At 65.3% G+C, this 21,780-nt stretch carries 17 protein-coding genes; 12 read left to right on the top strand and 5 right to left on the bottom strand.

What is annotated here, in order from left to right:
* Positions 1–107 precede the first annotated feature (107 nt).
* From Q0030_RS30625 to Q0030_RS30605, 5 genes are read left to right on the top strand one after another with little or no spacing between them, the layout of a single operon-like run.
* Positions 108–1,685 carry an ABC transporter substrate-binding protein gene (locus tag Q0030_RS30625; RefSeq protein WP_298375749.1) on the top strand — a complete coding sequence of 526 codons (1,578 nt, stop codon included), beginning with the start codon at positions 108–110 and terminating at the stop codon, positions 1,683–1,685.
* Positions 1,682–2,683 carry an ABC transporter permease gene (locus tag Q0030_RS30620; protein WP_298375746.1) on the top strand — a complete coding sequence of 334 codons (1,002 nt, stop codon included), beginning with the start codon at positions 1,682–1,684 and terminating at the stop codon, positions 2,681–2,683. Before Q0030_RS30625 ends, Q0030_RS30620 begins: the two co-directional genes overlap by 4 nt.
* The gene (locus Q0030_RS30615; RefSeq protein WP_298375744.1) at positions 2,683–3,516 is read left to right on the top strand and encodes an ABC transporter permease; all 834 of its coding nucleotides are present in this window, start codon (positions 2,683–2,685) and stop codon (positions 3,514–3,516) included. The genes Q0030_RS30620 and Q0030_RS30615 overlap by 1 nt, the downstream gene beginning before the upstream one ends.
* Complete coding sequence (locus Q0030_RS30610; RefSeq protein ID WP_298375742.1) at positions 3,513–5,216, top strand: ABC transporter ATP-binding protein; 1,704 nt, start codon at positions 3,513–3,515, stop codon at positions 5,214–5,216. The genes Q0030_RS30615 and Q0030_RS30610 overlap by 4 nt, the downstream gene beginning before the upstream one ends.
* A gap of 24 nt (positions 5,217–5,240) precedes the next feature.
* On the top strand, positions 5,241–5,876 hold the full coding sequence (locus tag Q0030_RS30605) for a pyridoxamine 5'-phosphate oxidase family protein (protein WP_298375739.1): 636 nt from the start codon (positions 5,241–5,243) through the stop codon (positions 5,874–5,876).
* A 381-nt stretch (positions 5,877–6,257) separates the two neighbouring features.
* Here the strand turns inward: Q0030_RS30605 and Q0030_RS30600 are convergent, their stop codons facing one another.
* From Q0030_RS30600 to Q0030_RS30585, 4 genes are all read right to left on the bottom strand, one after another.
* Complete coding sequence (locus Q0030_RS30600; protein WP_298375737.1) at positions 6,258–9,407, bottom strand: efflux RND transporter permease subunit; 3,150 nt, start codon at positions 9,405–9,407, stop codon at positions 6,258–6,260.
* A gap of 13 nt (positions 9,408–9,420) precedes the next feature.
* On the bottom strand, positions 9,421–10,338 hold the full coding sequence (locus Q0030_RS30595) for an efflux RND transporter periplasmic adaptor subunit (protein ID WP_298375734.1): 918 nt from the start codon (positions 10,336–10,338) through the stop codon (positions 9,421–9,423).
* A 244-nt stretch (positions 10,339–10,582) separates the two neighbouring features.
* Entirely contained in the window at positions 10,583–11,230 is a 648-nt protein-coding gene (locus Q0030_RS30590) for an OmpA family protein (RefSeq protein WP_298375732.1), read from the bottom strand.
* Between the two features lie 140 nt (positions 11,231–11,370).
* A complete protein-coding gene (locus Q0030_RS30585; RefSeq protein ID WP_298375730.1) occupies positions 11,371–12,981 on the bottom strand; it encodes a caspase family protein in 1,611 nt (536 codons plus the stop codon).
* 371 nt (positions 12,982–13,352) lie between these two features.
* Between Q0030_RS30585 and Q0030_RS30580 the strand changes: the two genes are divergently transcribed.
* On the top strand, positions 13,353–14,159 hold the full coding sequence (locus Q0030_RS30580) for an N-acyl homoserine lactonase family protein (protein ID WP_298375728.1): 807 nt from the start codon (positions 13,353–13,355) through the stop codon (positions 14,157–14,159).
* Positions 14,144–15,103 carry an NAD(P)-dependent oxidoreductase gene (locus Q0030_RS30575; protein WP_363323517.1) on the top strand — a complete coding sequence of 320 codons (960 nt, stop codon included), beginning with the start codon at positions 14,144–14,146 and terminating at the stop codon, positions 15,101–15,103. Before Q0030_RS30580 ends, Q0030_RS30575 begins: the two co-directional genes overlap by 16 nt.
* A gap of 233 nt (positions 15,104–15,336) precedes the next feature.
* Here Q0030_RS30575 and Q0030_RS30570 read toward each other — a convergent pair whose 3' ends face one another.
* Positions 15,337–15,897 (bottom strand): MarR family transcriptional regulator, encoded by a 561-nt coding sequence (locus Q0030_RS30570; RefSeq protein ID WP_298375725.1) that lies wholly within the window; start codon positions 15,895–15,897, stop codon positions 15,337–15,339.
* Positions 15,898–16,074: 177 nt separating this feature from the next.
* Between Q0030_RS30570 and Q0030_RS30565 the strand changes: the two genes are divergently transcribed.
* From Q0030_RS30565 to fahA, 5 genes are all read left to right on the top strand, one after another.
* A complete protein-coding gene (locus Q0030_RS30565; protein WP_298375722.1) occupies positions 16,075–17,700 on the top strand; it encodes an FAD-dependent oxidoreductase in 1,626 nt (541 codons plus the stop codon).
* Positions 17,701–17,709: 9 nt separating this feature from the next.
* On the top strand, positions 17,710–17,937 hold the full coding sequence (locus tag Q0030_RS30560) for a DUF2783 domain-containing protein (RefSeq protein ID WP_092121894.1): 228 nt from the start codon (positions 17,710–17,712) through the stop codon (positions 17,935–17,937).
* Between the two features lie 28 nt (positions 17,938–17,965).
* Entirely contained in the window at positions 17,966–18,922 is a 957-nt protein-coding gene (locus Q0030_RS30555) for an MBL fold metallo-hydrolase (protein ID WP_298375720.1), read from the top strand.
* A 2-nt stretch (positions 18,923–18,924) separates the two neighbouring features.
* Positions 18,925–20,271, top strand: coding sequence for a homogentisate 1,2-dioxygenase (gene hmgA / locus Q0030_RS30550; protein WP_298375719.1), 1,347 nt, complete (start codon positions 18,925–18,927; stop codon positions 20,269–20,271).
* 201 nt (positions 20,272–20,472) lie between these two features.
* Positions 20,473–21,744, top strand: a complete 1,272-nt coding sequence (gene fahA / locus Q0030_RS30545; RefSeq protein ID WP_298375717.1) for a fumarylacetoacetase — start codon at positions 20,473–20,475, stop codon at positions 21,742–21,744.
* Positions 21,745–21,780 lie beyond the last annotated feature (36 nt).

Raw genomic sequence — 21,780 nt, 5'->3', positions numbered from 1 at the left:
TTGTTGTCCCCAATCAGGTAGCGCGGGATAGGGCGTTTGGCAACAATGCCTCACCCCGCGACATTCGCCGAAATCGAATGCCTGACGCGCGGCGACGGAGAGGTCCGATGAACAGACGCGAATTCACCAAGGCAATGCTGGCCTGCGGTGCAGCCATCCCGTTCGGCATCACGCGGGCGGCGGGCCAGACCCGCGGTGGAACGCTCAACACCATCATCCAGCCCGAGCCGCCGGTTCTGGTGACCGCGCTGAACCAGCAGCAGCCGACCCTGACGCTCGGCGGCAAGATCTATGAAGGCCTGCTGAAATACGGCGCCGACCTCAAGCCGATGCCCGGCATGGCGCAGTCCTGGGAGATCTCGCCCGACGGCCTGACCTACACATTCAAGCTGTTTCCCGGCATCACCTTCCACGACGGCAAGCCGATGACCTCGGAAGACGTGGTCTTCAGCTGCATGAAGCTGCTGGTGGAGACGCATCCGCGCGCGCGGCAGAATTTCTCGCGCGTCGCGTCGGCCGAAGCGCCCGATCCGCTCACCGTCGTATTCAAGCTGAAGCAGCCGTTCGCGCCGTTCATCGGCTGCTTCGACTGCACCTCTGCGCCGATCGTGCCCAAGCACATCTACGACGGCACCGACTATCGCAAGAACCCGGAGAACGACAAGGCGATCGGCACCGGGCCATTCAAGCTGAAGGAATGGGTGCGCGGCTCGCATGTTCACCTCGTCCGCCACGATGGCTACTATCTGAAGGACGAGCCTTATCTCGACGAGATCGTCTACCGCGTGATTCCGGACGCGGCGTCGCGCGCGCTCGCGCTCGAGAACGGCACCGTGCAGCTCGTGCAATGGTCCGACGTCGAATTCTACGACGTGCAGCGCTTCAAGGCGCAGAAGAACCTCGAGTTCACCACCAAGGGCTACGAGTATTTCGCGCCGCATCAGTGGCTCGAGATGAACAACCGCATCGCGCCGATGAACGACAAGCGGTTCCGGCAGGCGGTGATGCACCTGATCGACCGCGAGGCATTCAGCAAGCGGGTCTATTTCGGCAACGCCAAGGTCGCGACCGGCCCGATCTCGTCGAAGACGCGGTTCTACGATCCGAACGTGAAACGCTACGAGTTCTCGGTGGACAAGGCCAAGGCGCTGCTCGACGACATGGGATTGAAAGTGGGCGCCAACGGCAAGCGGGCCGAGATCAAGTATATCGTGCCGCCCTATGGGGAGTCCTATCAGCGCGCGGGCGAATTCTTCCGCCAGAGCTTTGCGCGCGTCGGCATCGACCTCGTGCTTGTCGGCACCGACATGGCCGGCTGGGCCGAGAAGGTCGGCAACTGGGATTACGAGATGACCCAGAACCTGCTCTACCAGCTCGGCGATCCCGCGCTCGGCGTGGCGCGCACCTATATTTCGTCGAACATCAAGAAGGGCATCCTGTTCTCCAACACGCAAGGCTACTCCAATCCCGAGGTCGACAAACTGTTCGACGAGGCCGCAATCACGCTCGATGAAGCCAAGCGGCAGGAGCTCTACAGCAAGGTGCAGCAGATCCTGGTCGAGGATGTGCCGGTGGCCTGGACGCTCGAGATCGAATATCCCATCATCTACGACAAGGCGTTCAAGAACATCGTGACCACGGGCATCGGCTCGCACGAAACCTTCGGGTCGGTCTACAAATCGTGACCCGGCTCGGGAGCGCAGCGGCGATCGGGCTCCAGGCGATCAGCCGCATCGCCCAGCTCGTCGCCGTGATCCTCGTCATCGCGACGTTCAACTTCGTGCTGGTGCGGGCCGCCCCCGGCGACCCGGCCCAGGTGATGGCCGGGCAATCCGGTGCGTCCGATCCGAAACTGCTCGACGATCTGCGCAAGGAGTACGGACTCGACAAGCCGTACTTCGTACAGCTCGTCAGCCACCTCGGCCGCGTCGTCAGGCTTGATCTCGGCTACTCCTACCGCCAGCGCCGTCCGGTCGTCGATCTGATCCTCGAACGGCTACCGGCGACGCTGCTGCTGACGGTCACGGCGTTCTGTCTCGCGCTCCTGATCGGCACCGCGCTCGGCGCGCTGGCTGGCCTCGCGGCGGGCAGCGTGCTCGATACGGTGTTCACCGTGCTCTCGCTCGTGCTGTACGCGACGCCGGTGTTCTGGCTTGGCCTGATGCTCGTGCTGGTGTTCTCGGTGACGCTCGGCTGGCTGCCGCCGTTCGGCTACGAGACCATCAACGTCCAGCTCTCGCCGATCGCGCATGCGCTCGACATCATGAAGCACATGATCATGCCGGTCACCTCGCTGGCGGCGATCTATCTGGCGATCTATGCGCGGCTGATGCGTTCCTCGATCATCGAGGTCGCGCAGCAGGATTTCATCAAGACGGCGCGCGCCAAGGGCCTGTCCGGCATGCGTATCGTTGTCGGCCACATGCTGCGCAATGCGCTGGTGCCGGTCGTCACCGTCGCCGGCATGCAGGCCGGTGCGCTGGTCGGCGGCGCCGTGGTGATCGAGACGGTGTTCGCCTGGCCCGGCCTCGGTCGCCTGACCTTCGAGGCGCTGCTGCAACGCGACTATCCGGTCCTGCTCGGCATCTTCCTGATTCTCTCGATCGTCGTGATCGCGCTCAATCTCCTGACCGACCTGGTCTACCGGCTGATCGATCCGCGCATGACCACGGGAGCGGCGTGATGGAGACGGTGCGCGCCTTCCTGCGTCATTCCAGCGGCATGATCGGGCTTGTCCTGCTGCTGATCGTTGTCGTCGTCGCGATCATCGCGCCGATCGTGTTCCCGGTCTCGCCCTGGGAGATGGTCGGTGCGCCGTTCACGCCGCCCGGCGAGGACGGCTTATGGCTCGGCGGCGATACGCTCGGCCGCGATGTCGCGGCCGGCGTCGCCTATGGTGCGCGCGTTTCGCTGTTGATCGGCATCGCATCGGCGCTCGCAGCGATGGCGATCGGCGTCGTGGTCGGCGCGATCTCAGGCTATTTCGGCGGCAAGGTCGATCTGGTGTTGATGCGGATGACGGAACTGTTCCAGACCATTCCGGCCTTCGTCCTGGCCATCCTGCTGGTCGCGACCTTCAATCCATCGCTGCTCACGATCATCCTCACCATAGGTGCGGTGAGCTGGCCGCCGTTGGCGCGCTTGACGCGCGCGGAATTCCTCCGCCTGCGTCATCGTGAGTTCGTCGAGGCGGCGCTGTGCCAGGGCGAGCGCACCGGGCGCATCGTGCTCGGCCACATCCTGCCGAACGCGATCTCGCCGATCCTGGTCGTGACGTCGCTGACGGTGGCCACCGCGATCCTGCTGGAAAGCGCGCTGTCCTTCATGGGGCTCGGCGATCCCAATCTGATGTCATGGGGCTTCATGATCGGCGCGGGACGCACCGTGATCCGCAATGCGTGGTGGATGAGCGTGTTTCCCGGTCTCGCCATCCTCGTCACCGTGCTGGCGATCAACTTATTCGGCGAAGGCCTGTCCGATGTCCTCAACCCGCGTGTCTCGAGGCGCCGGTCATGAGCGACGCCATGCAGCCCAGCGCGCCGGTTCTTGCCGTCGAGGGTCTCTCGATTGCGCTTCCGAAAGGTGGCGACCGGCCCTTCGCGGTCGAGAATGTGTCGTTTGAGATCAAGCCGAACGAGGTGGTCTGTCTGGTCGGCGAATCCGGCTCCGGCAAGTCGATGATCGCCCATGCCGTGCTGCAGCTGTTGCCGCGGGGCGTCGACATCGTGTCCGGCACTGTGACGGTCGCGGGGCAGGATCCGTCGAAGCTCGACGGTCGCGGGCTGCGAAACCTGCGCGGCGGCAATGCCGCGATGATCTTTCAGGAGCCGTTGTCCTCACTCAATCCGCTCAAGCGGGTCGGCAAGCAGATCGAGGAGATGATCCTGGCGCACCAGCGGCCGACGCCGTCGATGGCGGAGGTCCGCGCGCGGGTGCAGACGCTGCTGACGCAGGTCGGGCTGCCGAATCCTCAACTGCTGGAGAAGAGCTACCCGTTCGAACTGTCCGGCGGCCAGCGCCAGCGCGTGATGATCGCGATGGCGATGGCCAACCGGCCCGCGCTGCTGATCGCGGACGAGCCGACCACCGCGCTCGATGTCACGACGCAGCGCCAGATCCTGCGCCTCATCGACGATCTCCGGCGCGAGCGCGGCATGAGCGTGTTGCTGATCACCCATGATTTCGGCGTCGTCGCCGATGTCGCCGATCGCGTCGTGGTGCTGCGCCACGGCAAGGTGGTCGAGCAGGGCACGGTCAGCGAGGTGCTGCGCAATCCGCAGGCCGCCTACACGCGCGAATTGATCGACGCGGTGCCGAAGGCGCGGCTCGCCGACATCCATGAGACAATCGTGCGACCGGAGCCGCTGCTGGAAGTCGTCGGCCTGCAGAAGACCTTTCGGGTCAAGCGCGGCTGGTTGCAGCCGCCACGCGAGGTCGTCGCTGCTAACGGCATCTCGCTGACCTTGCACGAGGGCGAGACGCTGGCCGTCGTCGGCGAATCCGGCTCCGGCAAGTCGACGCTCGGGCGCATGATCATGCGGCTGACCGAGCCGGATGCCGGCGCCATCCGCTTCGGCGGCGCCGACCTCCGGCTGTTGCGTGGTGAAGCGCTACGCCAGGCGCGGCGGCAGCTTCAGGTCGTGTTTCAGGATCCGTTTGCCAGTCTCGATCCGCGCCAGAAGGTCGGCGATGCCGTCGCGCGCGGCCCGATGGCTTACGGCACCGCGCGGGCCGAGGCGATGGCGCAGGCGAGGAAGCTGCTGGTTCGGGTCGGATTGTCGGAGACGACAGCGGATCGCTATCCGCACGAATTCTCGGGCGGCCAGCGGCAGCGCATCTGCATCGCGCGGGCGCTTGCGCTCAAGCCGCGGGTCTTGATCGCCGACGAAGCGGTGTCGGCGCTCGACGTATCGGTGCAGGCCCAGGTGCTGGCGCTGCTCGCCGAGCTGCGTCAGGAGATGCGGCTCGCGATGATCTTCATCACCCATGATCTGCGCATCGCCGCCGAGATCGCCGACCGCGTCATCGTCTTGCAGAAGGGGCGTATCGTCGAGGAGGGCACCACGGCCGAGGTTTTCACCGCGCCGCGTCAGGCCTACACCCGCGACCTGCTCGATGCGATCCCGGGCCGCGATTTCTTCGACCAGCCGGGCTTTGCGGTCGCGGCCGGCGCACGCCAGACGGCGAGGATCGATTCCGGCATCGACGCGGTATAGACTAACAACAAAGGGAGGTTCGCTATGGGTCACGAGGGCGCAGGCGGCAAGCCGCCGGTCAAGTCGCAGGAGGATCTTCGCGCGCATTTCGGGCAATTGAGCCCGCTTGCCGAGAAGAAGGTGCTCGACCATCTCGACAAGTTCTGCCGCGACTTCATCGCGCTGTCGCCGTTCCTGGTCATCGCCTCCAGCGACGGCAAGGGCCATGCCGACGCCAGCCCGCGCGGCGATGCGCCGGGCTTCGTCTCGGTGCTCGACGACAAGACGCTGCTGATCCCGGACCGCCGTGGCAACAACCGGGTCGACACGTTCGGCAATATCATCGCTTCACCCGGGGTCGGCCTGATCTTCATGGTGCCCGGCATCAACGAGACCCTGCGGATCAACGGGCGAGCCGAGATCTCGCAGGAGCCGGATCTCTTGACGCCGCTGACGGTGCAGAACGTCACGCCGATCATCGGCATCAAGGTGCACGTCGATGAGACCTACTTCCATTGCGGCAAGGCGCTGATGCGATCAAAGCTCTGGAATCCTGCCGCCCAGGTCGAGCGCCACAGCTTCCCGACGCTCGGCCGCATCATCGCCGAGCAGACCGCCGCGATCGAGGTCGAGGTCGCCGAGAAGACGATGGAAGAGGCCTATCGCACGCGGCTGTATTAGAGCGCGACAGGACTCGCTTCGGCGCGCCGCCATATCCTCGTCCACCGTGGTCATCGCCCGGCTTGACCGGGCGATCCAGTACGTCGCAGCCTCTCGGCTCAAGCACTGCGGTCTCTGGAATACTGGATCACCCGCATGCGCGGGTGATGACACTGAGCAAGGTGAAGGGGCGTCTGCACGATTTCTGGATAATGGAAAAATACCGCTGATTTGCCCGACGAGTCAAGCTGCCGTTGCGAACGCCGGCGGCCGCCGGCTACTTTGCATGGGGTTGTTTTCGATATTTTGGCAGCGCGCCCCTGCGACGGCGGCCTGCGCGACCGCTGCCAAACCTGACTTCACCATGCTTTAGCGGCGCCGCTGGCGAGGCGCGGCTTCAGCTCACTCCGCGGCGGGAGAGATCATGCTCGGCGGGCCGGGCTTCTTGGCCTTGTCAGCCTCGGGCTCGCTCGGGGTCAGCTCGTGGTCGGCATGTGAGACCACGAGCCGTCTGCCGAAGCGCCAGATCAGGCTGCCGATATCGTCCATCACCATGAACATCGCCGGCACGAACACCAGCGAGAGCACGGTCGAGAAGATCAGGCCGCCGATCACCGCGAGCGCCATCGGCGAGCGGAATTCGCCGCCGGCCCCGAACGCCAGCGCCGACGGCATCATGCCGGCGGCCATTGCGATCGTGGTCATCACGATCGGGCGGGCGCGCTTCATGCCGGCGTCGATCATCGCCTCCTCGCGCGCCTTGCCGTCGCGGATCGCCTCCACCGCGAATTCCACCAGCATGATGGCGTTCTTGGTGACGATGCCCATCAGCATCAGGATGCCGATCCACACCGGCGTGGTGAGCTGTTTGCCGGTCAGCAGCAGTGCGCCGATCGCGCCGCCGATCGAGAGCGGCAGCGAGAACAGGATGGTGATCGGCTGCAGGAAGGTGCCGAACAGCAGCACCAGCACGGCATAGACCATCATCAGGCCGGCGGTGATCGCTGTGGCGAAGCCGTCGGAGAGTTCAGCGAGGCTCTCGGCGTCGCCGGACGGGCTGACCTTCACGCCCTTCGGCAGGCTCTTCATCACAGGCAGGTCGTAGATCAGCTTGGTGGCATCGCCGAGCGCGGCATTGCCGACGAGGTCGGCCGCGACGGTGGCCTGGCGCTCGCGGTCGTAGCGGTTGATGCTGGTCGGGCCCTGGTCGAGCTGGATGTCGGCAACGACGGAGAGCGGCACGCCGCCGCGCTCGCCACGCGCACCGAGCGGCACGCGCAGCTGCTCCAGCATCTGCAGGTCGCTGCGCGCATTGTCCTCGAGCTGGACGCGGATCGGCACCTGACGTTCGCCGGCGTCGAATTTCGCCAGCGCCGGGCCGACGTCGCCGATGGTGGCGACGCGGATGGTCTGCGACAGGCTCTCGGTCGAGACGCCGAGCCGCGCCGCGAGCTCGGCGCGCGGGCGGATGCGCAGCTCGGGCCGGTCGAGCGCGGTCTCTGAGATCACGTTGGCGATGATCGGGATCCGCTTCATCTGCGTCGCCAGTTCGCTGGCGACGTTGTTGACGATGTTGCTATCGGTGCCGGTGACGACCAGCGAGATGGCGCGCAGGCCGTTCTCGTCGAGGAACCAGAACCGGATATCGGGGACGTTATCGAGCTCCTTGCCGATCGACAGCTCTAGCTCGCGCTGGGTGATCCTGCGGTCCGCCTTCGGCGTGTAGTTGATGATCAGCGCGGCGCGGCGCACTTCCTGGATGCCCGGCGGCACGCGGCCGCCGTCGACGAACACGCTGCGCACCTCGGGCCGCTTGCGCAGCCGCGCCACGATCTCCTCGGTGACCTTCTCGGTGTAGGCCAGCTGCGAGCCGGGCGGCAGCTCCATCGCCAGCAGCGAGCGCGCGGTGTCCTGCGCCGGCAGGAAACCCTGCGGCAGCAGCGTGATGCTCCAGATCGACGCGGCGAACACCGCAAAGCCGATCAGCACGGTGACGTAATGGTGCTTCACCGACCAGGTGACGAGGCCGTGATAGCTGCGCAGGATGCGGCCGGGCGGCGGGTCGTCGTGGTCATGATGCTTGAGGAAATAGGCGGCCAGCATCGGCGTCACGAAGCGCGCGGCGAGCAGCGAGAAGAACACCTGCACCGACACGGTGATGCCGAACTGCTTGAAGAACTGCCCGGCGATCCCCGACATGAAGCTCGCGGGCGCGAAGATCGCGATGATCGTGAGCGAGATCGCGATCACCGCGAGGCCGATCTCGTCGGCAGCCTCAAGCGCGGCCCGATAGGGCGTCTTACCCATCCGCATGTGGCGGACGATGTTCTCGATCTCGACGATGGCGTCGTCGACGAGGATGCCGGTCGACAGCGTGATGGCGAGAAAAGAGACCAGGTTGAGCGAGAAGCCGAGCAGGTCCATCGCCCAGAATGCCGGGAAGATCGACAGCGGCAGCGAGACCGCGGCGATGATGGTGGCGCGCATGTCGCGCAGGAACAGCAGCACGATGATGACGGCGAGGATCGCGCCCTCGAACAAGGTCGAGATCGCGGCCTCGTAATTGCCCTTGGTGAACTCGACCGAGGTGTCGATCAGCTTGAGGTCGACGTCGGGATAGGCAACTTTCAGCGCGTCGATCCGCTTCTGCACCGCTGCCGCGACGACGACGTCGCTGGCGCCCTTGGAGCGCTTGATGCCGAGCGCCACCACCGGCTCGCCGTTGAAGCGGGCGAAGGTGCGCCGGTCGGCGATGGTGTCGGTGACCGTGCCGAGATCGTCGAGCCGGATCTCGCCGCCGCCGAACAGCGGAATCATCGTGCCGGCGAGCTCGTTCAGCGTCTTGGCGCCGGCGAGCGTGCGGATGGCCTGGTCGTTCTTGCCGATCTCGGCGCGGCCGCCGGCAACGTCGACGTTCGTGCCGCGCAGGATCTGGCTGACATTGACCGCGGTGAGCCCCACCGCCTGCAGCTTGTCGGGATCAAGCGAGACCAGGATCTCGCGCTCGACACCGCCGATGCGCTCGACCTGGGCGACGCCGCGCACGCCCTGCAGCGCGCGCTTGACCACGTCGTCGACGAAATAAGATAGCTGCTCCGGCGTCTTGCCGGGCGAGATCGCAGCATACGTCACGATCGGCAGGCCGATCACGTCGACGCGCTGGATCAACGGCTCGGTGACGTTCTGCGGCAGGTTGGCGCGCACCCGCGTCACCGCGTCCTTGACGTCGTTGAGCGCGCGGTCGGTGTTGGTCTCCAGCGCGAACTGGATCGTGGTCACCGACAGGCCGTCGGTGATCGAGGAGGAGATATGGCGCACGCCCTCGACGCCGGAGACGCCGTCCTCGATCGTCTTGGTGACCTGCGACTCGAGTTCCGAAGGCGCGGCGCCGAACTGCGAGACCGCAACCGAGATCACCGGAATGTCGGCGCTCGGCAGCCGCGTCACCGCGAGCTTGGTGAAGGAGACCCATCCCAGCACCAGCAGGATGATCGAGAAGACGATCGAGGGAAGCGGGTTCCGGATCGACCATGCCGAGATGTTCAAAGCCATGAGCGTGCCCGAATTAGCGTGATCGCGTGCGATCGAGTTCGTCGGCGAACATGGTCTTGATCTGGTCGCCGTCATGCAGCGAGGTGCCAGCATCGGCCACGACGATTTCGCCGACGTCGAGGCCTTCTAGGATTTCGGTCGAGGTGTCGGAGGTCAGCCCGACGCGCACCCTGCGGGTCTCGACCGTATTGCCCTTCACGACCTGCAAGGTCAGGCGGTCGATCGCGGTGCGCGGCACCGCGACGCCGCAGGAGCGCTTGGCGTCGATATTGGCGCGCGCGAACATGCCGACCTTCAGCGTCGGATTGTTGTTGATGGTGATGCGGACGTGCCCGAGCTGGGTAGCGCGATCGATCTGCGGCGAGATCTGGCGGACCTTCCCGACGATGTCGGGCGCGTCGTCGCGGCTGATCCGGACATTGGCGCCGGGATTGAGCTTCAGGAGCTGGAAGCCCGGCACCTCGGCGTCGAGCTCGATCTCGTTGTTAACGGAGATCTTGAACATTGGCGGCGCCTGCGGCGAAGCCGGGGCGCCGGGCGCGGTGCGCACCTCGGTGACAAGGCCGGCGGCCGGCGCGCGCAGCACGACCGGCTTGGCATTGCCCTGCGCCGCCTGCTGCGGCGGCGGGGTCAGCCGCGCCAGTTCCTGGTTCTCGGTCACGGTGTCACCCTCGCGGACCAGCACGTCGGTGACCTTGGAGCCGTCCTGGTCGACATTCACCTGCGCCTCGCGGCGCGGCACGATAAAGCCGGTGACGCGGACCATGTCGGAGAAGCAGGCATTGGTCGACTTCGTCACCACGACCAGCGCCTGGCCCGGCGTCTCCTTCTCCTCCGGATGGGAGCGGTGCTCGAACGCGTAATAGGCGACAGCCAGCGCGAGGAAAACCACCGTGCCGAGCGCAGGCTTGAGGTACTGGGAGAAATTCATCGCCTGATCAATCCAGAACTTGGCGCGTATCGACAGGGATTGTCTTGGGCGCTCGTCGAAGTCTCATCTCGCCGTCGTAGTGTGTGGGCATCGGAAAGGCCGGGGTCCATTGTTCCGGATCATGCCCTGACGTCATGTGAGGCGGGTCACCTGTGGCCGCTTTGGGCATTCGCCCCAAAGCAAATGCGCCCCGCCGGGGTGCGGGACGCATTGTAACCTTAAAAAGGAGCCACGCCACCGCCCATCACTTGGAGGCGGTGTCCTTGTTTTCGACGTTCACGACCTGCACGCGCCGGTTGACGTCCGCCATCGGGTGGCTCGGGTCCTTCAGCTTGCTCTTGCCATAGCCGACGGTGACGAGATCGGTGCCGTTGATGCCATATTTGTCGACCAGATAGCGCTTGATGGCGTCGGCACGGCGCTCCGACAGGCCCTGATTGTAGTCCTCACCACCGGCGGCGTCGGTGTGGCCGGCGACCACGAAGGTCGAGCCCTTCAGGTCCTGATTGGTCAGGGCGCGGCCGAGCGCTTGCACCGACGGCAGCGACTTGGCGCTGATGTCGGCGGAGTTGTAATCGAAGTTGATCTCGAGATCGATCTTCGGCTTGTCCTGGACGATGGTCGCGATTTCCTCGCGCTCAGCCGAGGACAGCGAGCGGGTGGCGCGGCCACGGACGCTCTGCACGAATTTGGCCTGGTCGGCATTCAGCCCGGGCGAGGTCTGCGGGCCGGCCGAAAGGCCGCGGGTCAGCGGTTTCTTCTCGGGCGTCAGCGCCTTGATGATCTGGTCCTCGGTCACGTCACCAGCGCAGGCGGCCGCCATGCCGAACGACAGCACGGCGCCGACGGTTACGATTGAAAGGATCGCGGCCCTTGCCGACGGCTTGAACATTTCGGTCCCTCCTGCGCCGGCTGGCGCGGTTCCATGCAACGCTTCAGATTGATCGCGGGCATCGCTGCCCGGCACGCACCCTCTGATTAGTCGCGCAATTCCATCCGCGGTTCGAGCCGCGGGCGGGTCTCGGCCTGTTGTCATTGCACGCCGTAGTCGGCGAATTCCTTGACGATATTCGGGTCCATCGCCTTGGCGTTGGCGATGTCGAGATCGCCTTCCGCGACCGCGCCGTTGCGCTTCTTGGCCAGGCCGCGCCCGTACAGCGACGAGGTCAGCCGCGGGTTGATCTTCAGCGCGGCGTCGAAATCGGCGATCGCGTTCTTGTTCTGCCCGCCCTTCAGGTTCATCAGGCCGCGGCTGTCGAGCGCATCGACGAAATTCGGGCGCAGCCGCAACGCTTCGTTGCAGTCCTTGAGGGCCGCCTGCAGGTCGCCGATCACGGTGCGGACCCAGCAGCGGTTGTTATAGGCCTCGACGTCCTTCGGGTTCAGCCGCAGCGAATTGGTGAAGTCCTTGACCGCGAGGTCGTAGGCGCCCTTGCTGGCAAAGACCTGGCCGCGGCGATACAGCGCAGCCGCGTCATCCGGGTTCTTGTCGAGCTTTTCGTTCAGGCTCTTGATCGTCGGATCATCGGCGAGCACGGGCGAATTGCTCGGAGCCGGTGTGGGCTGGATCACCACCGGCGGCGGAGGCGCGGGTGGCGGCAGCGCGATCTCGGGCGCTTTTGGCGGAGGCGGTGGTGCCGCCGGTGCTGTCGCGACGGCTGGCTTCGGCGGCGCGGGTGGTGGCGTCGGCGCGGTTGCCGCCGGAGGCGTCGGCGTCGGCTTCGGCGTTGCGGCGGGCGGGGCTGGCGGCGCCGGCGGCGAGACCGGCGGTGCCGTTGCCACCTCGGGCGACGGCGATGCGGCCGGCGCGGGCGCAGCGCTCGACGGTCCCGGCGCGCCGCTTGGAGTGGCTGCGCCGCTTTGCGTGGCTGCGCCGCTTGGAGTGGCTGCGCCGGCTGGAATGAACGAGAAATCCTCGGCCAGCGACGACGAGATCCACGGCACCTGTTCCTGCCGCGAGGCGCGGGTGACGCCGACGCGGGTGCGGTTCAGCGTTTCCTCCGCCATCAGGTCGGGGGTGCGGATCTCCTTCAGCAGTTCCCGCACGAACAGGCTGCGGTCGCTGCCATTGTCCGAGACCACGGACGACAGTGCGGCCGAATACATCACCAGCGTTCCGTTGGGTGCGATCACCGGGGCAAGCCCCGCCGAGAAGCTGCGGAAGCGGCGCTCGAACGGGTTGCGCCTGGAGGCGTCGACCAGGGCGATCTTCACCCCGGCGCCGCGGCTGTTGATCTCGCCGAGCACGGTCTCGAGGCTGAAGCCGTCGCGGCGGACATCGGCCTCGGCCCAGATCTGGGCATCGATCGGGATCATGTAGCTCTGCCGGTTCGACTGGATGCCGTAACCCGAGAAGAAGATCAGCGCGACCGAGCCCGGCTTGATCTTGCCATAGAGCCGGTCGAAGGCGCGGCGCATGCCGTCGCCGGTCAGGTTCTCGCCGACCTCGACGGTGAAGCCGTCGCGCTTGAGCTCGTCGGCGACGTCACGCGCGTCGTTGACCGGCTCCTTCAGCGGCGCGTCAGCGTCGGGATATTTGGCGTTGCCGATGACCAGCGCGAAACGATCGCCGGCGGCGAAGGACAGGGTCGGCGACGCGATTGAAAAAATCAGCGTGGCGAGCAAGGCAAGGCGGATTTTCATAATCGCGGCAAATCCAGATCGCGGCATTGCAATGAGATGGCGCCGCTTCCAGCCTGCGCCCCGAGGACCTTACTCTAGCGAAATCGCATTATCAAACCACGGCTAAACCCCCGTCAACGACTTGCGGCAGCATCGTTTATCCCGGTGACGATCATTAAGCCGCACTGCAACAGCATGCGGTCACGGCGGCCATCGCCGTCGTGGCATGGTGCTGGTTCCTTAGAGCCGATAATGTGATTGCACTCACAGTGGCTTGGGCTGCCCTGTCATGCGCTCGTTGCACGCCGCGCGGTTTGACCTTTGCGCGAGGCGATGGCTTTGTGTTCGGGACGGCAAGCCATTCAACAAGACTGCAAACAAGAGCGAAACCGATGGGAAACGCCTACGAGATCTACGCCCTGCGCTATGCGACGATGTCGCCGCGCACGCCCCACCTCAACTTCCTGCTGCCCGATCCGCACGACACCACGGCGCAGGATCTCGACTATTTCGTCTGGCTGATCCGCGGCCACGGCCGCGACATCCTGGTTGACACCGGCTTCAACGCCGAGGAGGCCAAGGCGCGCGCCCGCAAGCTGACGCTCAACCCGGTCGATGCGCTCGCCGGCTTCGGCGTCAGCGCCGATGCGATCCGCGACGTCATCGTGACCCATCTGCACTATGACCATGCCGGCAATCTGGATCGCTTCCCGAATGCCAAATTCCATCTGCAGGAACGCGAGATGAGCTACGCGACCGGCCGCTGCATGTGCAACGGCATGCTGCGCCATCCGTTCTCCATTGAACACGTCACCCAGATGATCCGGCACGTCTATGGCGAGCGCGTCACCTTCCATTCCGGCGACGGCGAGATCGCGCCCGGCGTCACCGTGCATCGCGTCGGCGGTCATTCCGACGGCCTGCAGGTGGTGCGGGTCGAGACCGCGCGCGGTCCGGTCGTGCTGGCGTCGGACGCCGCGCATTATTATGCCAACCTGCACAAGAAGAGCCCGTTCCCGATCGTCTACAATGTCGGCGACATGGCGCAGGGCTGGGAGACCGTCGAGCGGCTCGCCGGCCATCCCGACCGCTTCATCCCTGGTCACGATCCGATCGTCAGCGAGATCTATCCGCGTGCCAGCGACAAGGTCGATGCGTTCGCGCTGCATCTGGCGCCGTCGCGATCGTTCGCGAAATAGCCTCGCCGATCGGGCGAGGCGTATCCACAACACCTCAAGAAGCGTCAAAAAGAAGAAGCGATATGACTGAATACAAGACTCTCGGATTCATCGGCCTCGGCGTGATGGGTGAGCCGATTTGCCGCAACCTGGTCAAGAAGAGCGGCAAGCGCGTCGTGGTGTTCGACCTGTCGACTGAGCCGCTGCAGCGCCTGCGTGCTGACGGCGCCGAGATTGCCGGCTCGGTCGCCGATGTCATCAAGCAGAGCGACGTGCTGTTCCTCTGCCTGCCGAGCGCCAAGCACGTGCGCGCGGTGTTCGAGGGCGACGGCATTCTGAACAACATCAGAAGCGGCCAGGTCGTGGTCGATCTCGGCACGTCTTCAGTCAGCCAGACCCGCGACTTTGCCGGGCAGCTGCAGGCCAAGGGCGCTGCCTGGGCCGACGCGCCGATCGCGCGCACGCGGCAGGCGGCGCAGGACGGCACGCTCAGCGTGATGGTCGGTGCGGTGCCCGCGCTCTATGCCGCGATCGAGCCCCTGATCCGCTGCTTTGCTACCGACGTCACCAATTGCGGCGATGTCGGCGCGGGGCAGGTGACCAAGATCCTCAACAACATGGTGCTGTTCGAGACGGTGAACGCGCTGGCTGAGGCCGTCGCGGTGGCGAAGCACAATGGCGTCGATCCAAAGCTGCTGCTGGAAACCCTGTCGAAGGGCTCGGCCGACAGCTTTGCGCTGCGCAACCACGGCATGAAGGCGATCGTGCCCGGCGTGTTTCCCGAGCGCGCGTTCTCGACCGAATATGCACTGAAGGATCTGTCCTACGCGCTGGAGCTCGCCGCCGATGCCGGCATCAGGATCCGCGGCGCGGAGCTGATCGGCACGGTGCTGCAGGAGGCGATCGACAAGGGGTCGAAGGATAATTATTTCCCGGTTATCGCCAGGCATATCGATCGGGCGTGACACCCTTCGTCGTCATTCCGGGCTCGTGCTTCGCACGCCCCGGAATGACGAGGGGATAGAGCGGAGCGCCAAACCCCAGCGTCGTCCTGGCGAAAGCCAGGACCCAGAACCACAAATGTCTTTTGTTGGGCTCGCTGCAACGACGAGTCCCGTCCACAACACCGGCCGCGGAGTATGGGTCCTGGCTTTCGCCAGGACGACAGCGGAGTGTGTGTCCAAAGCGGAGTGCGCGGCTAATACACGTCCTTCGCGTCGGCCTCTTCGCTGGTCTGTACCAGCTCGAGGCTGGTTTCGACCTTGCCGAGCAGGCGTCCGAGATCGCGACGCTCCTGCGCGGATAGGCAGGACAGGATCTCCTGCTCCTTGCGCAGCAGGCGCGGGATCAGCTCCTCATAAAGCGCCTGGCCATTCTTCGTCAGTCGCAGGCGGAATTCGCGGCGGTCGTCGGCGTTCTCGACGCGCTCGACGATCTCGCGCTCCATCAGCGCCGATACTGCGCGGCTGATGGTGGATTTGTGCGTGCGGGTGCAATGCGCGATGTATTGCGCGCTGCAGGGATCGTTGCGGAAGCCCAGCGTGGCGAGCACACGCCATTCCGGAATATCGAGGCCGTAGCGTGCCTGATATTCGCTCGACAGCGCCGAGGACACCTCGGCCGCCAGCCGGTTCAGCCGGAACGGCATGAAGTGGAAGAGGTCGAGGCGCTTCTTGGTCGGCGCGACGTTGTCGCGCGCGTCCGCTTCCACGGCGCTGCGCGGCCGCATCGGAGGCTGGCTTGCAGAGGTCCTGGCCAAAAATTCCTCCAATTTGAGTTGACGGCGAGCCCGACTGGGAGTTTAAGATAGTTGCAAGTGAGACTAATTTAGCAAGGTCGCGGCCGGCTCGCAAGGTGCTGGTTGCCAGCCGGTCACACAAGCCGCAGTCCGAGCCACAGACAAGGGCCGGCGCCAGGGAACATCCAGGGTCACGCAATGGCAGCCAATACGGCACAGGCCAAAACCCAGTTCGGCTACCGCCGTCATCCCGACCAGGAGCGGTCGGGCGCCAACGTCGCGGAGCATCCAGTCGTGGTGGTCGGCGCCGGGCCGGTGGGATTGTCGCTCGCGATCGACCTCGCGCAGCGCGGCCAGCGCGTGGTGCTGCTCGACGATGCCGACCGGATCGGCGAGGGCTCGCGCGCGATCTGCTTCTCGAAACGCTCGCTGGAATTCTGGGATCGCCTCGGCGTCGGCGACCGCATGGTCGAGAAGGGCGTAGTGTGGAGCGTCGGCAAGATCTTCCACGGCGCCTCGCAGCTCTACCAGTTCAATCTGCTTCCTGAAGAGGGCCACAAGCGGCCCGCCTTCATCAACCTGCAGCAGTTCTATGCCGAGGCCTATCTGGTCGACCGGGTCGAACAGTTGCCTGAAATCGATCTGCGCTGGCGTAACAAGGTGATCGCGCTGGAAAGCCGCAACGATGGCGTCACGTTGACCATCGCGACCCCCGAAGGCTCCTACCAGGTGCATGCCTCCTTTGTCGTCGCTTGCGACGGCGCCCGTTCCTCGCTGCGGCAGATGGTCGGTGCGGACTTTGCAGGCCAGGTGTTCGAGGACCAGTTCCTGATCGCCGACGTCAAGATGACCGCGGCGTTCCCGACCGAACGCTGGTTCTGGTTCGATCCGCCGTTCCACGCGGGACGCTCGGCGCTGCTGCACAAGCAGCCGGACGATATCTGGCGGATCGATCTGCAGCTCAATCCGGATGCCGATCCGGTGGCCGAGAAGCAGCCCGAGAACGTCCGGCCGCGGATCGAGCGCATGCTCGGGCATGACAAGTTCGAGTTCGAATGGATATCGCTCTACAAGTTCCAGTGCCGCCGGATGGCCAAGTTCATCCACGGCCGCGTGATTTTTGCCGGTGATTCCGCGCACCAGGTCTCGCCGTTCGGCGCGCGCGGCGCCAATTCCGGGCTCGAGGACGCCGAGAATCTGGCCTGGAAGCTCGACCGGGTGCTGCGCCGGCTCTCGCCGGAAGGCCTGCTGGAGAGCTATCATATCGAGCGCAGTGCGGCGGCGGATGAGAACATCCGCGAGTCCACCCGCTCGACCGATTTCATGGCGCCGGTGACCCGGCAGGAGGCGCGGTTGCGTCAGGCCGTGCTGTCGCTTGCCAAGGACACCGAGTTCGGCAAGCGCATGGTCAACGGCGGCCGGCTGTCGGTGCCGTCGGTCTACGACACGCCGCTGTCGAGCGGCGATCGCGACGCCTGGCGCGGCGGCCCGCGGCCGGGCGCCTCGATGCTGGATGCGCCGGTGACCGAGCAGGGCGGCGGTTCCAGCTATCTGACCGACGTTTTCATCAGACAGGGAACGCGATTCACGCTGCTGGAGTTTGGTAATGGCACGGCTGCCGATGTGCCTGACGGCGTCGGCACCATCCGCATCGGCGGCGATAATGGCCTGGTCGACGTGCAAGGCTTGGCCGGCAAGCGCTACGACGCCGAGCCCGGCACCGCCTATCTGCTGCGGCCGGACGGTTACGTCGCGGCGCGCTTCCGGAACGCGGCGCGGCCGGCACTGGATGCGGCGCTGGCGCGCGCGGCCGGCCTGAGCTGAGGAGCAGTCATGGCGCTGTCGACCAGTTCGAACTTCGCAAAGCCCGATGACGCCTTTCGCGCCATCGTCGAGGCGCATCGCGGCCTCACCGAGGCGCAGAGCGCCGATCTCGATGCCGCGCTGGTGCTGGTGCTCGCCAACCACATCGGCGATCTCGATGTGCTGCGCGAGGCGATCGCGCTGGCGAAGCGGCGGACGCTGGACGCGAGCCAGCAGCAACAACAGCAACAACAATAGCACTGATCAAACGGACAGGATTGAACTGATGGCCAAAGGTTTCGCATCGACCACGGATCTCGCGGAGAAGAAGGTCACCTTCTCCGAGATTGGAACCGATCTCTACGCCTTCACCGCCGAGGGCGATCCCAACACCGCCGTCATCGTCGGCGACGACGGCTGCCTGGTATTCGACGCGCAGGCAACGCCCGCGATGGCTAACAAGGTGATCGAGCGGGTCAAGACTGTCACCGACAAGCCGATCAAATATGTCGTGCTCTCGCACTATCACGCGGTGCGCGTGCTCGGCGCCTCGGCCTATCACGCGCAGGGCATCGTCGCCTCGCAGGAGACGTACCGGCTGATCCAGGAGCGCGGCCAGCAGGACTGGGATTCCGAGTACGGCCGCTTCCCGCGGCTGTTTCAGGATGCGGCGAGCATTCCCGGCCTGACCTGGCCGACGCTGACCTTCGAGGGCGAGATGTCGATCTATCTCGGCAAGCGCGAGGTGCGGCTGATGCAACTCGGCGCCGGCCACACCTCGGGCGATATCGTCGCCTGGGTGCCGGATGCCGAGGTGATGTTCTCCGGCGACCTCATCGAATATCATTCGGCCTGCTATTGCGGCGATGCGCATCTGCGCGAATGGCCGATGACCTTGAACGAGATCCGCGCCTTCAATCCGAAGGCGATTGCGCCGGGCCGCGGCGATGCGCTGAAGGGTCTCGAGACCGGCCGCGATGCGATCGCGATGACCCGCGATTTCGTCACCACGCTCTATGGCGCCGCCGAATCGTCGGTCGCCAAGGGCCGCAGCCTGAAGGAATCGATGGCGGCGACGCGCGAGGTGATGGATCCGAAGTTCTCGAAGTTCGCGATCTACGAGCACTGCCTGCCGTTCAACGTTTCGCGCGCCTATGACGAGGCGTCCGGGATCGACGATCCCGTGATCTGGACCGACAAGCGCGACCAGGAAATGTGGGCCGCCCTGCAAGGAGGAGGATAGTCGTGAACATCAACACCTCGCCTGATCAGATCGTTCGCAGCTCGGGGCAAGTCACGCCGGGCTACATGTCCGGCTTCGGCAACAGCTTTGAGACCGAGGCCTTGCCCAGCGCGCTGCCGATGGGGCGCAACTCGCCGCAGCGTTGCGCCTACGGGCTCTATGCCGAACAGCTCTCGGGCTCGCCGTTCACGGCGCCGCGCGGCACCAATGAGCGCTCCTGGCTCTATCGCATCCGCCCGTCAGTGCGGCACTCCGGCCGCTTCGCCAAGGCAGATAGCGGGCTGTGGCGCACCGCGCCGTGTCACGAATACGACATGCCGATCGCGCAGCTGCGCTGGGACCCGGCGCCGATCCCGAAGGAGGACATGACCTTCCTGCAGGGCGTGCAGACCATGACCACGGCCGGGGATGCCAATACGCAAGCCGGCATGGCGGCGCACATCTATCTCATCACCAAATCGATGGTCGATCAGCATTTCTACAATGCCGATGGGGAGATGATGTTCGTGCTGCAGCAGGGCAATCTGCGGCTTGTCACCGAATTCGGCCGCATCGATGCCGAGCCGGGCGAGATCGTCGTGATCCCGCGCGGCGTGAAATTCCGCGTCGAGATTCCGAATGGCCCGGCGCGCGGCTATCTCTGCGAGAACTACGGCGGCGCCTTCACGCTGCCGGAGCGCGGCCCGATCGGCGCCAATTGCCTGGCCAATTCGCGCGACTTCCTGACGCCGGTGGCTAGCTACGAGGACAAGGACACCCCGACCGAGCTCTACGTGAAGTGGGGCGGCGCGCTGTTCAAGACCACATTGCCGCATTCGCCGATCGACGTCGTCGCCTGGCACGGTAACTACGCGCCCTACAAATACGATCTGCGCACCTTCTCGCCGGTCGGCGCGATCGCGTTCGATCATCCCGATCCGTCGATCTTCACGGTATTGACCTCGCCGTCGGAGACCGCAGGCACCGCGAACATCGACTTCGTGATCTTCCCGGAGCGCTGGATGGTGGCGGACAACACCTTCCGTCCGCCGTGGTACCACATGAACATCATGTCGGAGTTCATGGGGCTGATCTACGGCGTCTACGATGCCAAGCCGCAGGGCTTCGTCCCCGGCGGTATCAGCCTGCACAATTGCATGCTGCCGCACGGGCCCGACCGCGAAGCCTTCGAGCACGCCAGCAACAGCGAGCTGAAGCCGGTGAAGCTGACCGGCACGATGGCCTTCATGTTCGAGACCCGTTTCCCGCAGCGCGTGACGCAGCATGCCGCGACGTCATCGACGCTGCAGGACGATTACTCGGATTGCTGGAAGGGGCTCGAGAAGAAGTTCGACCCGACCAAGCCGTGATCTTACCCTCCCCTGGAGGGGGAGGGTCGACGCGAATGAAATGAGCGGCGGGGTGGGGTGACAGTCTCTCCCTTGAGGCAGTACCCGAGTGGAGGGATCACCCCACCCCGTCTCGCATTTCGCTTCGCTTCATGCGAGCCGACCCTCCCCTCCAGGGGAGGGTGGCGAAACTGGCACCACCATCATTGCATCGAGAAAACGATGACCCACCCCAACGACCCATCCCTCCGCTCCTTCATCGACGTCGCGCCGACCTCCGACTTCCCGATCCAGAACCTGCCCTACGGCGTGTTCTCGTCGAAGGACGGCCTCGCGCCACGTGTCGGCGTAGCGATCGGCGACTATGTGCTCGACCTCTGGGAGCTCGAGCAGGACTCGCGGCTCGACGTCGGGCCGCTCGGCGTGTTATCGCAGCCGTCGCTCAACGCCTTCATGGCGCTCGGGCCGAAGGTGTGGTCGGCGACGCGGGCGCGGATCAGCGAGCTGCTGCGCGCCGATCATCCGGAACTGCGCGACAACAGGGAGTTGCGGGCGCGGGCGCTGGTGCCGATGGCTGACGTCCGGCTGCACATGCCGTTTGCCGTCTCGGGCTACACCGATTTCTATTCGTCGAAGGAGCACGCCACCAATGTCGGCGTCATGTTCCGCGGCAAGGACAATGCGTTGCAGCCGAACTGGCTGCACATGCCGATCGGCTACAACGGCCGCGCCTCGACCGTGGTGGTGAGTGGCACCAAGGTGCGGCGCCCACGCGGCCAGCTGAAGCCGCCGACCGCTGAGGTGCCGAGCTTCGGCGCCTGCAAGCGGCTCGACTTCGAGCTCGAGATGGGCGTCGTGGTCGGACAGGCGTCGCCGATGGGCGAGATGCTCACCGAGAAACAGGCCGAGGAGATGATCTTCGGCTTCGTCATCCTCAACGACTGGAGCGCGCGCGACATCCAGCAATGGGAGTATGTGCCGCTCGGCCCGTTCCAGGCCAAGGCGTTCGCGACCTCGATCAGCCCGTGGGTGGTGCCGCGCGAGGCGCTGGAGCCGTTCCGGATGCAGGGCCCGGCGCAGCAGCCGGAGCCGCTGGCCTATCTCAAGCAGACCCAACCGAACAATTACGACATGCAGCTCGACGTCGCGCTGCGCGCCGGTGCGATGAACGAAGCGAAGACGATCTGCAGCACCAACTTCAAATACATGTACTGGTCGTCGGTGCAGCAGCTCGTGCACCATGCCTCGAGCGGCTGCGCGATGAATGTCGGTGATCTCTTAGGCAGCGGCACGATCTCCGGCCCCGAGAAGCATCAGCGCGGCAGCCTGCTGGAAATCAGCTGGAACGGCACCGAACCGGTCGATCTCGCGAGCGGCGTGACCCGCTCGTTCCTCGAAAACGGCGACTCGCTTGTCATGCGCGGCTGGTGCCAGGGCGACGGCTATCGCGTCGGGTTCGGTGAGGTCGAAGGCACCATCGTCGCGGCAGACTAATTCTCTTGCTGTCATTGCGAGGAGCGAAGCGACGAA

The organism is uncultured Bradyrhizobium sp. (assembly GCF_947648125.1).
In the GTDB taxonomy this organism is placed as follows: Bacteria; Pseudomonadota; Alphaproteobacteria; order Rhizobiales; family Xanthobacteraceae; genus Bradyrhizobium.
Note: the sequence above shows the minus strand (reverse complement) of the source record. Positions and strands in the feature narration are given on the sequence as shown.

Coding starts and splice junctions, on each gene's coding strand:
- Q0030_RS30605 (WP_298375739.1), top strand. CDS start 5,241: ATGGGTCACGAGGGCGCAGGCGGCAAGCCGCCGGTCAAGTCGCAGGAG.
- Q0030_RS30585 (WP_298375730.1), bottom strand. CDS start 12,981: ATGAAAATCCGCCTTGCCTTGCTCGCCACGCTGATTTTTTCAATCGCG.
- Q0030_RS30600 (WP_298375737.1), bottom strand. CDS start 9,407: ATGGCTTTGAACATCTCGGCATGGTCGATCCGGAACCCGCTTCCCTCG.
- Q0030_RS30555 (WP_298375720.1), top strand. CDS start 17,966: ATGGCCAAAGGTTTCGCATCGACCACGGATCTCGCGGAGAAGAAGGTC.
- Q0030_RS30560 (WP_092121894.1), top strand. CDS start 17,710: ATGGCGCTGTCGACCAGTTCGAACTTCGCAAAGCCCGATGACGCCTTT.
- Q0030_RS30610 (WP_298375742.1), top strand. CDS start 3,513: ATGAGCGACGCCATGCAGCCCAGCGCGCCGGTTCTTGCCGTCGAGGGT.
- Q0030_RS30615 (WP_298375744.1), top strand. CDS start 2,683: ATGGAGACGGTGCGCGCCTTCCTGCGTCATTCCAGCGGCATGATCGGG.
- Q0030_RS30595 (WP_298375734.1), bottom strand. CDS start 10,338: ATGAATTTCTCCCAGTACCTCAAGCCTGCGCTCGGCACGGTGGTTTTC.
- fahA (WP_298375717.1), top strand. CDS start 20,473: ATGACCCACCCCAACGACCCATCCCTCCGCTCCTTCATCGACGTCGCG.
- Q0030_RS30590 (WP_298375732.1), bottom strand. CDS start 11,230: ATGTTCAAGCCGTCGGCAAGGGCCGCGATCCTTTCAATCGTAACCGTC.
- Q0030_RS30580 (WP_298375728.1), top strand. CDS start 13,353: ATGGGAAACGCCTACGAGATCTACGCCCTGCGCTATGCGACGATGTCG.
- Q0030_RS30565 (WP_298375722.1), top strand. CDS start 16,075: ATGGCAGCCAATACGGCACAGGCCAAAACCCAGTTCGGCTACCGCCGT.
- Q0030_RS30625 (WP_298375749.1), top strand. CDS start 108: ATGAACAGACGCGAATTCACCAAGGCAATGCTGGCCTGCGGTGCAGCC.